This window comes from Streptomyces sp. NPDC050263, from assembly GCF_040655955.1.
In the GTDB taxonomy this organism is placed as follows: domain Bacteria; phylum Actinomycetota; class Actinomycetes; order Streptomycetales; family Streptomycetaceae; genus Streptomyces.
In genome coordinates this window covers 16,588-32,110 of record NZ_JBFAKW010000036.1, presented here as the reverse complement: position 1 = coordinate 32,110, position 15,523 = coordinate 16,588, and the positions used below count along the sequence as shown (strand labels likewise).

Annotated in this window: 11 protein-coding genes and 1 pseudogene; 7 read left to right on the top strand and 5 right to left on the bottom strand. The window is 72.4% G+C overall.

Annotated elements, in window-relative coordinates; genetic code table 11:
- Positions 1-860 precede the first annotated feature (860 nt).
- On the top strand, positions 861-1,259 hold the full coding sequence (locus AB0J04_RS18540) for an ATP-binding protein (protein ID WP_363169571.1): 399 nt from the start codon (positions 861-863) through the stop codon (positions 1,257-1,259).
- An 84-nt stretch (positions 1,260-1,343) separates the two neighbouring features.
- On the opposite strand, the gene AB0J04_RS18535 is transcribed toward AB0J04_RS18540, so the two are convergent.
- Positions 1,344-2,417: a DUF2637 domain-containing protein gene (locus AB0J04_RS18535; protein WP_363169537.1), complete on the bottom strand. Its 1,074-nt coding sequence runs from the start codon at positions 2,415-2,417 to the stop codon at positions 1,344-1,346.
- A 331-nt stretch (positions 2,418-2,748) separates the two neighbouring features.
- Positions 2,749-3,618, bottom strand: a complete 870-nt coding sequence (locus tag AB0J04_RS18530) for a (2Fe-2S)-binding protein (protein ID WP_363169536.1) — start codon at positions 3,616-3,618, stop codon at positions 2,749-2,751.
- Positions 3,619-3,940: 322 nt separating this feature from the next.
- Between AB0J04_RS18530 and AB0J04_RS18525 the strand changes: the two genes are divergently transcribed.
- Positions 3,941-4,684 carry a GntR family transcriptional regulator gene (locus tag AB0J04_RS18525; RefSeq protein WP_363169535.1) on the top strand — a complete coding sequence of 248 codons (744 nt, stop codon included), beginning with the start codon at positions 3,941-3,943 and terminating at the stop codon, positions 4,682-4,684.
- Positions 4,685-5,386: 702 nt separating this feature from the next.
- Here AB0J04_RS18525 and AB0J04_RS18520 read toward each other — a convergent pair.
- Positions 5,387-6,172: a hypothetical protein gene (locus AB0J04_RS18520; RefSeq protein ID WP_363169533.1), complete on the bottom strand. Its 786-nt coding sequence runs from the start codon at positions 6,170-6,172 to the stop codon at positions 5,387-5,389.
- Between the two features lie 329 nt (positions 6,173-6,501).
- Positions 6,502-8,292 carry a PucR family transcriptional regulator ligand-binding domain-containing protein gene (locus AB0J04_RS18515; RefSeq protein ID WP_363169532.1) on the bottom strand — a complete coding sequence of 597 codons (1,791 nt, stop codon included), beginning with the start codon at positions 8,290-8,292 and terminating at the stop codon, positions 6,502-6,504.
- 400 nt (positions 8,293-8,692) lie between these two features.
- On the opposite strand from AB0J04_RS18515, the gene AB0J04_RS18510 reads away from it, so the two are divergent.
- The 5 genes and pseudogenes from AB0J04_RS18510 to AB0J04_RS18490 all read left to right on the top strand — a co-directional run bounded on the left by AB0J04_RS18510 (position 8,693) and on the right by AB0J04_RS18490 (position 14,248).
- Positions 8,693-9,583 carry a xanthine dehydrogenase family protein subunit M gene (locus AB0J04_RS18510; RefSeq protein WP_363169531.1) on the top strand — a complete coding sequence of 297 codons (891 nt, stop codon included), beginning with the start codon at positions 8,693-8,695 and terminating at the stop codon, positions 9,581-9,583.
- Positions 9,583-10,167, top strand: coding sequence for a (2Fe-2S)-binding protein (locus tag AB0J04_RS18505; RefSeq protein ID WP_363169530.1), 585 nt, complete (start codon positions 9,583-9,585; stop codon positions 10,165-10,167). The genes AB0J04_RS18510 and AB0J04_RS18505 overlap by 1 nt, the downstream gene beginning before the upstream one ends.
- 2 nt (positions 10,168-10,169) lie before the next feature.
- Positions 10,170-12,566, top strand: coding sequence for a molybdopterin cofactor-binding domain-containing protein (locus AB0J04_RS18500; protein WP_363169529.1), 2,397 nt, complete (start codon positions 10,170-10,172; stop codon positions 12,564-12,566).
- Positions 12,567-12,674: 108 nt separating this feature from the next.
- Positions 12,675-12,932 (top strand): annotated as a pseudogene (locus AB0J04_RS18495) (NCS2 family permease); the annotation flags it as partial.
- Between the two features lie 32 nt (positions 12,933-12,964).
- Entirely contained in the window at positions 12,965-14,248 is a 1,284-nt protein-coding gene (locus AB0J04_RS18490; protein ID WP_363169528.1) for an XdhC/CoxI family protein, read from the top strand.
- Here AB0J04_RS18490 and AB0J04_RS18485 read toward each other — a convergent pair.
- Positions 14,200-15,495, bottom strand: coding sequence for a lanthionine synthetase LanC family protein (locus AB0J04_RS18485; protein ID WP_363169527.1), 1,296 nt, complete (start codon positions 15,493-15,495; stop codon positions 14,200-14,202). The two genes, AB0J04_RS18490 and AB0J04_RS18485, sit on opposite strands and share 49 nt — an antisense overlap.
- Positions 15,496-15,523: the final 28 nt, after the last annotated feature.

Here is a 15,523-nt window from a genome sequence, read left to right as displayed (position 1 = left end):
CGAATCGCTCGACGGGGCGATGACGGACGGTCGATGCGTGACCCAGGTGTGTAGGTTCGAAGGTGTGGGTGACGGCCGGGTCGGGGGCCGCCTCGAAGGGCGGATGCGCCGGCTCACCTCCGCTCGCGGGGGAGGCTCCCGTCGCGTGCCGGTTGCGCGGGTGCGCGCCGTTCACGGGTACGTCCGCGCCGTCGTACGGCATCCCCTCCGCCCGGAAACCGTCTCGCTCGTCGTCGCGACCGGAGCCGATCGCGGCTCGTCCCCGCCGGCCCGTCCGCTCCCCGGGCGCCTGCCCAGCCGACCGCCGACGGGCTCGTCCACCTGGGGTGTTCCCCACTCGAAGGCGGTCGCGGACAACTGACGCGCCGTCGGAAGGGCCTGCTCGACGGGCGCCGGCCCGGCCGGCCCCTGCCGAGCGGGCACGACCACCGGCCCACCCGCCACACACCGCACACGACGCTCGAACCGACGCATCGCCCGCTCCGGACACGCCTGTACCAGGGCCCGGTCGTCGTGGACGGCGCCCTCCGCGGCGGCTCGGACGGCGCGCTCGGCCCGGTACTTGCCCCGACCGCCCACTCCGGGAGTGCCTCGGAGGACCGGCCGAACATGGCCGAACACCCGGTCGTTGATGATTCGACATGACTGGCCCGCTGTCGACCGGGCAAGGATCCCCGTGAACGTGTTCGAGCAGGAGGGGAACCGACATCGACACGCGGGCGGGGGTCATGGAGAGGCAGGCACGAGGAAGCGGTCCGACGACGATCGCGGGCACCTCGGCGACGAGACGGACGGGGGCGGCGGGCGAAGCAGGCGAGGGCGCGACCGAAGAGGCCGCGGAGTACGCGGCCGAGTATGCGGTGGAGCAGGACCGGGCGTCGCAGCTCAGCCGCAGACTCGGGCGGGCGGACCTGCGGGCGGTGCCCGAGGCGCGCAGGGCGCTGCGGGAGCTGCTGCGGGACTGGGGGAAGCCCGGCCGGTCGGAGACGGCGGAACTGCTCACCAGCGAACTCGTCACCAACGCGCTCGTGCACACCGACGACGACGCGGTCCTGACGGCCACCGTCTCACCGTCCGGCCTGCGGGTGGAGGTGCGGGACTCGGCGGCCCGCCGCCCTCGGCCGAGTGTGCAGAGTACCGACGAGGGCACGCACGGCCGGGGCCTGGTCCTGGTGGAATCCCTCGCGGACACCTGGGGCGTACGGGCGCACGGCGCCGGGAAGGTCGTCTGGTTCGAGCTGGACGCCGGAGCCGCGTGAGCGTTGCAGAGCGCATGGACGCGCAACGGGAAGGGGGCGCGACCGTCGTGGTCGCGCCCCCTTCCCGTCGGGCCTGTCGGTCCGTCAGCCGAACTGCTGCTCCAGGTCCTTGAGCTTGCGCTCCAGGGAGTCGAGGCGCGGCAGGGCCATGGTGTCGTCCTCCGCGGTGAGATCAACGGTGAACGAGTCGGAGGAAGCGGAACCGTGGCGCGCGGGCTGCAGGGAGGGCCGCGAGCGCACGGGCAGCTGCTCCGCGGAGTTCGCTATGGCGGGCTCCGCGGAAACCCGCTCGGCCGTGGCGCGCTCCAGCGCGGCCTGGGCCTCCACCTGACGGCTTCCGCCGCCGCCACCGCCGCGGCCGGGGAAGCGTCCGTTGCCTCGGCTGATCGCCTTCAGGTGCGCCCGCTCGACCCGCTGCTGGTCGCGACGGCGCAGCTTGGTCTCCTCCTTGCGGGCTTTGTCGTCGCGGACCTCCTCGACGGCCTCGTCCAGGCTGCGCACGTTCTCCAGCAGCATCAGCGACCACGCCTTGTACGTCTCACGGGGGGCGCGCACCCAGCGGACCACACGGATCTGCGGCAGCGGACGGGGCACGAGACCCTGCTCGCGCAGCGCGGCGCGGCGGGTCTGCTTCAGGGCCCGGTCGAAGAGGACGGCGGCCGAGAGCGACATGCCGGCGAAGAAGTGCGGGGCGCCCGCGTGGTCCAGGCCCCGGGGCGCGTGCACCCAGTTGAACCAGGCCGCCGCGCCCGCGAAAGTCCATACGAGTATCCGGGAGCCGAGAGCCGCGTCACCGTGGCTGGCCTCGCGCACCGCGAGCACGGAGCAGAACATCGCCGCGCCGTCCAGGCCGAACGGCACCAGGTATTCCCAGCCGCCGGTCAGGCCGAGGTTCTGCTCGCCGAACCCGACCAGGCCGTGGAAGGAGAGCGCGGCGGCGACGGCCGCACAGCAGAACAGAAGGACGTAGGAGGCTGTGCCGTATATGGCCTCCTTGCGCCTGCGGCGCTCCTCGCTGCGCTCCCACGAGTCTTCGCCGCTCGTGTCCTTCCCCGAGGGGCGCTTGCCGCGCGCCAGCACCGCAACCGCCGCCAGCATGCCCAGGAGGAGTACGGCGCCCGGAAGCAACCAGTTCAGCGATATGTCGGTAAGTCTCATCTGGGGTCCCTTGCATTGGGATAGGGCGTAACGCCCGCCATAGTGGCCCAATCCCGCCGTCCCTCAGGGGGTTTCGGGGCAAGAGGCCGCCAAGGAGGTGCAAGGGGATGCCCAAGGCGACGTTCTGCTCGAACTGCCGCTTGAGGGGCGGGAGTTGAGTTCGAATAAGACTACCCATACGAGTGGTTCCACGGAAAGTTCCCGTGGCGGGTGAGGAAGTTGTGAATCGCTTGTAACCGTTGGGGAGCCTCGTCCGGGTGATCCTACGGGACTCTCCGCGCCCTTCCGCCCACGAGGGGTGACCCGAGGGGAAGCGGTATCTGAGCGTTACTCAACTGCCTGCGGACGCCGTCGCGGTGAGCTTGGCGACCCGGTCCGCGTCGCAGGTGCGCGGGCAGGTGACGCAGGTGTCCTCGGGGCGCACCGTGTAGAACATGCAGCAGCTCGCGCGGTCCCGGGTGGGCAGCGCCTCGCCGTTCGGGCCCGTCAACTCGCGAAAGGCCGCGGAGCCGACGTAGGGCTGCGTGGCGCCCGGCAACAACAGCTCCAGCTCCCGTCGCGCCCGCTCCGGCTCGTCCCCGCCGAGCAGGTCGGCGATGTACCAGAGCCCCTCGACGATCTCGTCGGTCACCATGCCCCACAGGGCCCGGCCGCGCCGCCGGGCACGCGGCCCGAAGCCGGCGAGCAGCGGCTCGTGGTGCTCGGCCACCGCCGCTCGCACCTCCGCCCGCAGCGCCTCCTCGTCGGGGACCACCCGGGCGCCGGGCAGCAGCGCCCCCGGGTCCCCCGGCAGGCAGGCGAAGGAGGACGGCGGACGGACGGCCATCCGCATGCCGTCGCCCGTGCGGTCGTACGAGACGTGCGTCACGGGGAAACGCGGCACTCGGCGCTGCAGAAACCAGGGGACGGTGATCAGCAGGCAGGCGGGCCAGGCGTACCGGTGCAGTCCGAAGCTCGCGACCACGTCGGGACGCGCCGGTCGGCCGTAGTCGCGGACGACCTGCGCGTCGTCCCATGCGAGGAAGGCGTCCAGGGCTGCTCGGCCCTCCGCGAGCTCGGCCGCCGTGACCCAGCCCCCGCCCCGGGGAAACGGTTCCACGACTCCCAGCTCCGTGACGGTCAGGCCTGGGTAGGCCTCCGTGAGGCGGGCGTAGGCCTCCGCCGTGGCCGACGGGGCTGTGGTCGACGGGGCTGTGGGCATGCCGGGACCGCCGTTTCGGGTGCGATTGAAGGTAAGCCTTACCTTACCCGGTGTCGTCGGGATTTGAACTGGCGGCCACTGCGCCTAAGGTGCTTGACGGACGAGTAGCAACCCGCCGTAATGACCCCAAGTACCGACAAGGCCGTAAGGAGGCCCCGTGGAGCAGGGAGCGCACGGCTCCACCGGTATGGGGAAACCGGTTCCGCAGCAGGTCGACGGCCGTGCCCGGGTGCCGGCGCAGTCGCGCACCGGGTCGGTCGGGTCGCCGGGGTCTGGTGCGCCTGCCGGTCCCGCCGGGTCCGCAGGGTCCGCGGGACCTGCCATGAACGCCGGGTCCGTCGAGTACGGCGACGGTGCGGACCGCGAGCGGTGCGGCCCTTCGGGGACCGCGCGCGGTGAGCACACCCACAGCGAGATCCCGATTCCGCGTCCCCGGCCGGTCGTCCAGCGTGCCTCGGTGCGCGGCCAGATCCTCGACGCCCTGCGCACCGCGCTCGTCGGCGGGGAACTGGTGCCGGGCGAGGTGTACTCCGCGCCGGTGCTCGGCGAACGCTTCGGGGTCTCGGCGACGCCGGTCCGGGAGGCGATGCAGCAGCTCGCGCTGGAGGGCGCCGTCGAGGTCGTCCCCAACCGCGGGTTCCGGGTGATCGTACGGGGCACGCGAGAGCTGGCCGAGCTGGCCGAGGTGCGGGCGCTGATCGAGGTTCCCGTGATGCTGCGGCTCGCCCGGACGGTGCCCGCCGAGCGGTGGGCGGAGCTGCGGCCCCTCGCCGAGGCGAGCGTGCGCGCGGCGGCGTCCGGCTGCCGGGCCACGTACGCGGAGGCCGACCGGGTCTTCCACCGGTCGCTGCTCGCCCTGTCCGGCAACGAGCAGCTGGTCGGGATCGCCGAGGATCTGCACCGGCGTTCGCAGTGGCCGCTGGTCGGCGCTCCGGTGCGGCGGGGGCGGGCGGATCTCGTCGCCGACGCGGCCGAGCACATGGCGCTGCTGGAGGCGTTGACGGCGGGAGAGCTGGACGCCGTGCAGGCGTTGATGCGGGAGCACTTCGCGGGCGCGAGCGGCTGACGAGACCGGTGGCGGCGCCACCTTTCCGAGGCCCGCAAGCCCGAGAGGCCCGCAAGCCCGAGAGGCCCGCAAGCCCGAGAGGCCCGCATGCCCGAGAGGCCCGCATGCCCGAGAGGCCCGCATGCCCGAGAGGTCCGCATGCCCGAGAGGCCCGCATGCCCGAGAGGCCCGCATGCCCGAGAGGCCCGCATGCCCGAGAGGCCCGCATGCCCGAGAGGCCCGCATGCCCGAGAGGCCCGCAAGCCCGAGAGGCCCGCAAGCCCGCAAGCCCGCAAGCCGAGGCTCCCGTGGCCTCCGAGGCCCTTTCGCTCCGCTCGCGATACGGCGGCACCCGTTGCGCTGCGCCCTGCGCTGTCTCCCCCGCCGTGATCCGCTCTCGCCTGCCGCGGCCCACCTCTCCGCCTGCGCGTGCCGTGATTCCGGCCGCTGAGGCCCTGTCTTCCTGCGTCCACGCGCTCTGCCCCCGCTCGCCGCGGCCCAGATGTCCCCCGGGCCCCCGGTCGCTGCCCCCGCCGACTGTGGCCGCGTGCACTGCGGCTCCGTCCGTTGCGCTCCGGTCGGGTGTGCCGTCGTCGGCTGCGCCCCCGTTGGCCGCGCCGTCGTTGGCTGCGGCCTACCGTGGTCTCGTCCTGTGCGCCGCGATCCCCGTGCCCCCGTCCTCCCCATGACCCGCTCGCGTGGCCGGCACCCGGATCGGCCCCCTCACACCCCGGACGGGCTCGGGGCCGTCGGTGGTGCCAACTGCCTTGCCAGCCAGGTCGGTACGCCTCCCAGCAGGCGGAACAGCCGGCGTGCCTCCTCCCGCAACCGCGAGGCCTCCGGCTCGACTTCCGCGTCCGCAAGCGAGGCGAGCGCCGGAGCGGTGCCCACCAGGTAGCCCAACTCCTCCCGGATGCGCAGGGATTCGGCGAAGCCGTGCCTGGCCTCCGCCAACTCGCCGTCGCGCAGGGCGAGTCCGGCGAGGTGGCGCCAGGTGAAGGAGAGCAGCAGCGAGTCCGAGTGCGCCGCGGCGGCCGTGTGGGCGCGCCGGTATGCGGCCCTCGCGGCCTGCGGGGAACGGGAGATGTTCTCGGCGAGCAGGCCTCGGCGGAAGTCCAGCAGTGCTCTGCCCGCCGCGTCCGGCGGGATCAGCGCCGCCGCCCGGCCGAGCGCGGCCCGCGCCTCGTCCACCCGGTCGCGCACGCCGTGCAGCGTTGCCGCGTAGGCGAGTTGCCCCCGCTCGCACGCGGCCGCGCCCCGTTCCTCGTCGTCGTGGGCCAGCGCCTCCGCGATCCGTAGCGCGTCCTCGGCGTCCTGCCAGCCCTGCTCGGTGTACAGGCACCGCTCCACGAGCAGTGCGGCCCGCTGGATCGAGCCCGTCGCGGTGTCCGGCGGGATCAGCGCCGCCGCGTCGGCCCAGCAGGCACGCGAGCGCAACCGCCACACCGCGGTCTGGAGGGGATCGTCACCTGAGGTCGTTCCGGTACCGGACATGGCGCTGTACGCCACGTTGCCCTCCCCAAGGTCCTGTCCTGCGGATCAGCTCGTGGGCGACGCAAGGCACCGTGCCCCCGACTCCGACCTGATCCGAAGGACAGGCCCAGCGCGCCATCGAGCTTTGAGTGGTGCGCGCATCTCAGCACGAATGGCGGCACCGGGCCAAGGGGGCGGGTGAAGGATTTCACAAAGTCGTGGGATCTCGGTCGCCAGAGGTTTCGGCGGCTGGTGACTGAGGGGTAGTAACCGGTGTCGGCCAGCTATCGGTTGCGCAGTCGGCTGACGGTCGGCGTGCTGTCTGTCCGCCATCGTCGCGCCGTCGGTCCGCCGACGTTCTGCTGTCAGCTCATGCGCAGCGCAAGGAAGAAGTCCAGCTTGTCCTCCAGCCGCGAAAGGTCACGGCTCGTCAACTGCTCGATCCGCCCGATCCGGTAGCGCAGTGTGTTGACGTGCAGATGCAGACGGGAGGCGCATCGGGTCCACGAACCGTCGCAGTCGAGGAACGCCTCCAGCGTCGGGATCAGCTCGGCGCGGTGGCGTCGGTCGTAGTCGCGCAGGGGGTCCAGAAGACGTGCAGTGAACGCTCTGCGCACATCATCGGGGACGAACGGCAGCAGCAGGACGTGCGAGGCCAGCTCCTGATGGCCGGCCGCGCAGACCCGGCCGGGTCGGGCCGCGGCCACCCGCCGAGCATGCCGTGCCTCCTCCAGCGCCCCGCGCAGCCCCTCGGCGGAGTGCACGGCCGCGCTGACGCCCACCGTGAGCCGTCCGTCGCCGTCGAGCCCGGACGAAAGCGGTTCCCGTACGGCCGCCAGGAGCGCGTCGGCGAGGACGCCCGTCCCGGAGCTGTCGTGCGCGCTCGACACCGCGGGCAGCGGGACCAGCGCGATGGCCTCGTCGCCCGTGTGCGCCACGGCGATGCGGTCGGAGGGCTCGGGGCCGTCGGCGAGCGGGTCGACCAGGATCTCCTCCAGGAGCGCCTGAGCGACCGGGCCCGGCTCCAGATCGCCGTCGTCCCACTCGACGCGGGCCACGACCACCTGCCAGTGCGGGGCGGCTCCCAGACCCGGCAGCAGCACCGGCGCGGCCACCCGCAGCCGGGCCGCGATCTCCGCCGGGGCCGCGCCCGTCCGGACCAGCTCCAGCACCTCCTGCGCGAGGCGTCTGCGCACGGTGCGCGCCGCGTCCCGGCGGTCCCGCTCGACCGCGATGAGCTGGGTGACGCCCTGGAGCAGGTCGAGGCGCTCGTCCGCCCACTCCCCGGCGTCCGCCTCGACGGCCAGCAGCCAGTCCGACAGCACGCTCTCGCGCACGTCCCGCGACAGCGGTGAGACTCCTGGGGTCCCTGCGACCCCGGAGGCCGATGGGACCGGCGAGGTGTGCGATGCCTGAGAGGTACGCGAGGGCGACGCCTTCTGCACTGTCTGAGGAGCACGGCCGCCGTTGCTGCGGATGGGGAACAGCGAGTACGTCGTCTGGCCCACGATCACCCGGTGCGGTCCGCGCCGACCCGTGCGGACGGCCGCGAGGTGTTCCGCCGCGAGCTTCGCGCACACGTCGGGCGGCAGGGCCGGTCCGGCCGGTTTCGGGCCCGTCGGCTTCGGGCCCGCGATGAGCCGGCCGGTGGGTGACAGGACCCAGGCGCGCAGGTCCAGGTCGGAGCCGAGCAGGTCCAGGACCACGTCCGGGCCGCCGCCCGTCGGCCCGGACGTCATCATCCGGCGGTGCCGGTCGACCACGGCCGCGAGGTCGCCGGCGCGCTCGCCGGAGACCTGCCGCACGACGTGCTCGGTGATCGTCGCGAAGGCCACCGACTCGTGCACGGCGAACAGCGGGAGCCGCTGTCGGGCACAGGCCGCCACCAGGTCCTCCGGGACCTCGCCCAGCTCCGCCTCGCCGGCCGCGAGCGCGGTCACCCCGGCCTGCACCAGGATGCGCACGAACGGGTCGGAGTCCGCCGCGTCCCGGCGCCAGGCCAGGCCCGTCAGCACCAGCTCGCCCCCGGAGAGGTAGCGGCTGGGGTCCCGCAGGTCGGTGGTCATGACACCCCGCACCGTGCGGTCCAGCTCGTCCTCGCCGCCGAGGAGCCTGAGGCCCAGCGCATCGGTGTCCAGCAGTGCGCGCAGCCGCATCTCGTCGCCGCCGTTCTCTGTCTCGAAATCTACGATGAATCGTGAAGGGATGTGGTGGAGAGGACCTGCCGCCGGTCCTGTCGTCGACCCCGCCCCGGGGTCCGGGACGCTGCGGCGGTCAGTCAGTAACCGCTTTGGAATCGCATTCTTTGATTGCCAGGCTGTTTCCTACGTTTCCACAGGAAAACGAGGAGGTTACTGATGGCCTCCGTTCATACGAATCTACAAGATGGCCGGGTCGACCAGCCAACTCCTTCATGGTTTCCGTGACTGACCCGGTTGGAGGAAGGCGCTGTGTACTGGCCTGACTACGCGTGAACAGGACATGAACGAGCCGGGCCCGCCGCACCCGATTCTGGCTCGATCCGAACGACTCATGAGACGAAGAAGAGAGCCGGTCATGGACTTCCTTCGCCCCGCCAGCTGGGAGGAGGCGCTCGCCGCCAAGGCCGAGCACCCCTCCGCCGTGCCGATCGCGGGCGGCACCGATGTGATGGTCGAGATCAACTTCGACCACCGGAGGCCCGAATACCTGCTCGACCTCAACCGCGTCGGTGACCTCTACGAGTGGGAGGTCGGCGAGGAGAGCGTGCGGCTGGGCGCCTCCGTCCCGTACAGCGCGATCATGGAGAACCTGCGCGCCGAGCTGCCGGGCCTCGCCCTCGCCTCGCACACCGTGGCCTCCCCGCAGATCCGCAACCGTGGCGGCGTCGGCGGCAACCTCGGCACCGCCTCCCCGGCCGGCGACGCCCACCCCGCCCTGCTGGCGGCCGGCGCCGAGGTCGAGGCCGAGTCGGTGCGCGGTACGCGCCGGATCCCGATCGACGCGTTCTACACCGGCGTGAAGCGCAACGCGCTCGCGCCCGACGAGCTGATCCGCGCCGTCCACATCAAGAAGGCCGACGGGCCCCAGCAGTACTCCAAGGTGGGCACGCGCAACGCCATGGTCATCGCCGTCTGCGCGTTCGGCCTCGCGCTGCATCCCGAGACCCGGACGGTCCGCACCGGCATCGGCTCGGCCGCGCCCACCCCCGTCCGGGCCAAGACCGCCGAGGAGTTCCTGAACGCGGCACTCGAAGAAGACGGTTTCTGGGACAACGGGAAAATCATCACCCCGTCGGTCGCCAAGCAGTTCGCGGACCTGTGCGCCGCCGCCTGCAACCCGATCGACGACGTCCGGGGCACCGCGAGCTACCGCCGCCACGCGGTCGGCGTCATGGCCCGCCGGACGCTCACCTGGACCTGGGAGTCGTACCGCGGCGCCCGCCGCACCTCGAAGGGAGCTGCGTAATGCGCGTCAACTTCACTGTCAACGGACGTCCACAGGAAGCCGACGACGTGTGGGAGGGCGAGAGCCTGCTGTACGTGCTGCGCGAGCGGCTCGGGCTGCCGGGTTCCAAGAACGCCTGCGAGCAGGGCGAGTGCGGCTCGTGCACCGTGCGGCTGGACGGCGTCCCGGTGTGTTCGTGCCTGGTCGCCGCCGGCCAGGTCGAGGGCCGTGACGTCGTCACCGTCGAGGGGCTCGCGGATTACGCCAAGCAGCGCGCCGAGCACGGCAGTTGCGCGAGCGGCCCCTGCGGTACATCGCTGCCGGACGCGCAGCGATGGGCGGCCAAGGGGCAGGACTCCCACACCGGCGAGGGCGCCGAACTCTCCCCGGTCCAGCAGGCGTTCATCGACGCCGGCGCCGTCCAGTGCGGCTTCTGCACCCCGGGGCTGCTGGTCGCCGCCGACGAGATGCTCGAGCGCAACCCGAACCCGACCGACGCGGACATCCGCGAGGCCCTGTCGGGCAACCTGTGCCGCTGCACCGGCTACGAGAAGATCATGGACGCGGTCCGTCTGGCGGCCGCCCGGCAGGGAGAGGCGGTCTGACGATGCCTGCCAACGGCGCCCCCATCGGCACCCCCACCAAGATCACGCAGGGTTCCCGGACCAAGGGCGGGATCGGCGAGTCCACGCTGCGCCCCGACGGCACCCTCAAGGTCACCGGCGAGTTCGCGTACTCGTCCGACATGTGGCACGAGGACATGCTCTGGGGCCAGATCCTGCGCTCCACGGTCGCCCACGCCGAAATCGTTTCCATCGACACGTCCGAGGCCCTCGCCACACCGGGCGTCCACGCCGTCATGACGTACGACGACCTGCCGACCGACGTGAGGAACTACGGCCTGGAGATCCAGGACACCCCGGTCCTCGCGCACGGAAAGGTGCGCCACCACGGCGAGCCGGTCGCGATCGTCGCCGCGGACCACCCGGAGACGGCCCGCCGCGCCGCCGCCAAGATCAAGGTGGAGTACCGGGAACTGCCGGTCATCACGGACGAGGCCTCCGCGACCGCGCCGGACGCCATCCTGATCCACGAGGGCCGCGACGACCACCACATCGGTCACGTCGCGCACCCGAACATACTCCACCGCCAGCCGATCGTCCGAGGCGACGCGACCGCGGCCGCCGAGCGCGCCGACGTGATCGTCAGGGGCGAGTACACGTTCGGCATGCAGGACCAGGCCTTCCTCGGACCGGAGTCCGGCCTCGCCGTGCCCGAGGAGGACGGCGGCGTCCACCTCTACATCGCCACCCAGTGGCTGCACTCCGACCTGCGCCAGATCGCACCCGTCCTCGGCCTGCCCGAGAGCAAGGTGCGGATGACGCTGGCCGGCGTAGGCGGCGCGTTCGGCGGCCGCGAGGACCTGTCGATGCAGATCCACGCCTGTCTGCTGGCCCTGCGCACCGGAAAACCCGTCAAAATCGTTTACAACCGTTTCGAGTCCTTCTTCGGCCACGTCCACCGCCACCCCGCGAAACTCACCTACGAGCACGGCGCCACCCGCGACGGAAAACTGACTCACGTCAAGTGCCGCATCGTGCTCGACGGCGGCGCGTACGCCTCCGCGTCCCCCGCGGTCGTCGGCAACGCCTCCTCGCTGGGCATCGGCCCGTACGTGGTCGACGACGTCGAGGTCGAGGCCATCGCCCTCTACACCAACAACCCGCCCTGCGGCGCGATGCGCGGCTTCGGCGCGGTCCAGGCGTGCTTCGCGTACGAGGCGCAGATGGACAAGGTGGCCGGGCGACTGGGCCTGGACCCGGTGGAGTTCCGGCAGCTCAACGCGATGGAACAGGGGTCCCTCCTGCCGACCGGGCAGGCGGTCGACTCCCCGGCGCCGGTCGCCGAACTCCTGCGCCGCGTCAAGGCGATGCCGCTGCCGCCCGAGCGCCAGTGGGAGAGCAGCGAGGGCGCGGACGTACGGCAGCTCCCCGGCGGGCTGTCCAACACCACGCACGGAGAGGGCGTCGTCCGCGGAATCGGTTACGCGGTCGGCATCAAGAACGTCGGCTTCTCCGAGGGCTTCGACGACTACTCGACCGCCAAGGTCCGGGTCGAGGCGATCGCGGGCGAGCCCGTGGCCACCGTGCACACCGCGATGGCGGAGGTCGGCCAGGGCGGAGTCACCGTCCACGCCCAGATCGCCCGCACCGAGCTGGGCGTCGCCCAGGTGACCATCCACCCGGCCGACACACAGGTGGGCAGCGCCGGCTCCACGTCGGCCTCCCGGCAGACGTACGTCACCGGCGGCGCCGTCAAGAACTCCTGCGAGCTGGTGCGGGAGAGGGTCCTGGAGATCGGGCGCCGCAAATTCGGCTCCTACCACCCCGCCTGGGCCACCGCCGAACTGCTCCTGGAGGGCGGCAAGGTCGTCACCGACGGCGGTGAGGTCCTCGCCGACCTGGTCGACGTGCTCGAGGACGAGGCCGTGGAGGTCGAGGCCGAGTGGCGGCACCGGGCGACCGAACCCTTCGACCTGCGCACCGGACAGGGCTTCGGACACGTCCAGTACAGCTTCGCGGCGCATCGCGCCGTGGTGGAGGTCGACACCGAGCTCGGCCTCGTGAAGGTCATCGAACTGGCCTGCGCGCAGGACGTCGGAAAGGCGCTGAATCCGCTTTCCGTGATCGGTCAGATCCAGGGCGGCACGACCCAGGGCCTGGGCGTGGCGGTCATGGAGGAGATCATCGTCGATCCGAAGACGGCGAAGGTCAGGAACCCGTCCTTCACCGACTACCTCATCCCCACGATTCTCGACACGCCGACCATCCCCGTCGACGTGCTCGAACTCGCCGACGACCACGCCCCCTACGGGCTCCGTGGCGTCGGCGAGGCCCCCACCCTGTCGTCGACCCCGGCCGTCCTCGCGGCGATCCGGAACGCGACCGGGCTGGAGCTCAACCGCACACCGGTGCGTCCGGAGCACCTGACGGGCACCGCGTAGTCACCCACGTTCGTCTCGGGCCGTCCCCCGGGTCGTCCATTCCCAAATCCCGCGCGCCTCGCCGAAGGCGACGCGCGGGGGCACCTGTGAACCTTGGGAGATGGCCCCATGACCCAGCGGTCCCTGGAGCCCAGGACCACGGCCGAAGACGCGGGCGAAGGCACCCGCCTCCCGGCCGGACGGTCCTGGCTCGACCGCTACTTCCACATATCCCGGCGGGGATCCACGGTCGCGCGCGAAGTGCGCGGCGGCGTCACCACCTTCATGGCGACGGCGTACATCCTCCTGCTCAATCCCCTGATCCTGTCCGGCAAGGACGTGGCCGGGGACACCCTCGGCCGGCAGGCCTTGATTACCGCAACCGCCCACCGCACAACCGCAGTCAAGGAGACCGAGACATGCTGGACATCGCCGAAGAGCTGAACCGGTGGGTCGAGCAGGGCCGAGACTTCGCCGTCGCCACCGTGGTGGCCGTCGGCGGCAGCGCGCCCCGCCGGCCGGGCGCCGCCCTGGCGGTGGACGCCGACGGCACGGCGATCGGCTCGGTCTCCGGCGGCTGTGTGGAGGGCGCGGTGTACGAGCTGTGCCGGCAGGCGCTCGAGGACGGGGAGTCGGTCCTCGAGCGCTTCGGCTACAGCGACGACGACGCCTTCGCCGTCGGGCTCACCTGCGGCGGGATCATCGACATCCTCGTCACCCCGGTGCGGGCCGGCGACCCCGTCCGCCCGGTGATCGCGGCCGGCGTCGAGGCCGCCGCCTCCGGCGAGGCCGCCGCGCTGGCACGGATCGTGAGCGGCCCGGCGGACCTCGTCGGCCGCGCACTGCTCGTCCGCGCCGATGACAGTCACGACAGCGGTTCCCCCGATGGCGGCTGTTATGACAGCGGTTCCCCCGATGGCGCCCGTTACGGAACCGGTTCCCGCGATGGCGCCCGTTACGGAACCGGTTCCCGCGGCGGCCGTTACGACAGCGGTTCCCGCCGTGGTGGCTTCGGCGCGCACCCCGAGCTGGACCGCACCGTCGCTGCCGAGGCCCGCGCGTTCCTCGACGCCGGTCGCACCGGCACCCTGGAGATCGGTGAGCAGGGCTCCCGCTGCGGGGCCCCGCTCACGGTGCTCGTCGAGTCGTCCGTGCCTCCGCCCAGGATGATCGTGTTCGGCGCGATCGACTTCGCGTCGGCGCTGGTGCGAGTCGGCAAGTTCCTCGACTACCACGTGACGGTGTGCGACGCGCGCTCCGTCTTCGCGACCCGGGCCCGGTTCCCCGAGGCCGACGAGATCGTCGTCGAGTGGCCGCACAGGTACCTGGAGCGCACGGCGGTGGACGCGCGGACCGTCCTGTGCGTCCTCACCCACGACGCCAAGTTCGACGTCCCCCTGCTCCAGCTGGCGTTGCGCCTCCCCGTGGCCTACGTCGGCGCCATGGGCTCTCGCCGCACCCACCTCGACCGCAACGACCGGCTGCGCGAAGTGGGCGTCACCGAACTGGAGTTGGCGCGGCTGCGCTCACCCATCGGCCTCGATCTGGGTGCCCGAACACCCGAGGAGACGGCGTTGTCGATCGCCGCGGAGATCGTCGCCGACCGGCGTGGCGGCAGCGGGGTCTCCCTCACCGGCGCGCACACGCCGATCCATCACGACGTGACGTCGGCGCCGACGGGCCGGATCGGCTCGGTGGCCTGAGCCGCCGTCCCGGGCACGGCCGGTTGGTCCGGCCAGGTGAACGCGTAGCGAGGGTCGCCGCCGCTGCTCACCCGCACGTGGCGCAGCAGTTCGCGCACGATGCCCGCGTTGCCCATCGCCCACCCGGTCTGCGGTTCCAGGTCGCTCGGGGTGGCCCGGTGCTCGACATTGGACCAGCGCACCCCGTCGGCGTCCCGGATCGCGCGGGAGACGAGGTCCGCCACGAGGGTCCGGGCGAAGTCGGGGGAGTCGCCCTGCTCGGCGATCCGGTCGCAGGCCAGCGCCAGTACGCCCGCCGTGCCGCAGCAGCGGCCGTTGTTGTCCCAGAAACCGGGCCGCGGCCGTCGCGGCAGCCCGGAGTGGGTCACGGTGTGCCAGCAGCGGTCGGCGAGACCGGACCAGGCGGGTTCGCCGAGGACGTCCCTCAGCAGCCGGAACACCTGGGCGTCCCCGGCCGGCCCGTGACACCAGCCGTAGCTGTGGCGCTCGATCAGCTCGGGGGCGCGCTGCGGGTCGGAGTGCGGCACCAGGAAGCCGTCGGGGCCGCCCTCGTCACGGGCGACGACGTCCGCGACCCCGGCCCGCGCGAGCTCGACCAGGTCCGTACGGCCGGCGGCGGATCCGACGGCGGCCAGCGCGTACACGACCCCGAGTGTGCCGTGCGAGAGATGGTGCAGCCGTGACTCCACCCCGAGCCGGAACTCCCAGGAGACACCGCCCCTTTCGGTCGCTTCGGCCGTTCTCAGATACGGCTCCAACGCGCGTACGGCCAGCTCGGCGTCCCCCGCCGCCCATGCCCCGAGCCCGATGCCCGCGTTGCCGCCCATCAGCTCGAACAGGTCGCCCCAGCGCGTTCCGTCGAAGCGCGAGCGCACCCGCTCCAGGGCTCGATCGGCGGCGGCGCCGGCCTCGTCGGCGCCGAGTTCGCGGTCGATCGTCCGCAGCACGAGGGCGATGCCGGTGAGGCCGAAGTACAGGGAGTCGTCGGGGTGTTGGTCGACTGCGTCCGAGAGGCTGCGGGCGGCGCGCAGGGCGGTGTCGGCGTAGGCGTCGTCGCCGAAGTGCCGCCAGGCTTCGAGGAGTACGGGGACTACTCCGGCCGTCCCGTTGTAGAGCATCGGGTCGACGCCGTCGTCCGAAGGCCTGACGGGCCAGCCGAGCCCGCCGCCCCCGGTGTCCCGCGCGACCCCGACCAGCCACCGCAGCCCGTCCACGGCCAGCGACTCGACCTCTTCCGTTCCTGTCATGGGCCCACCCTGACACGCGCGTACGACG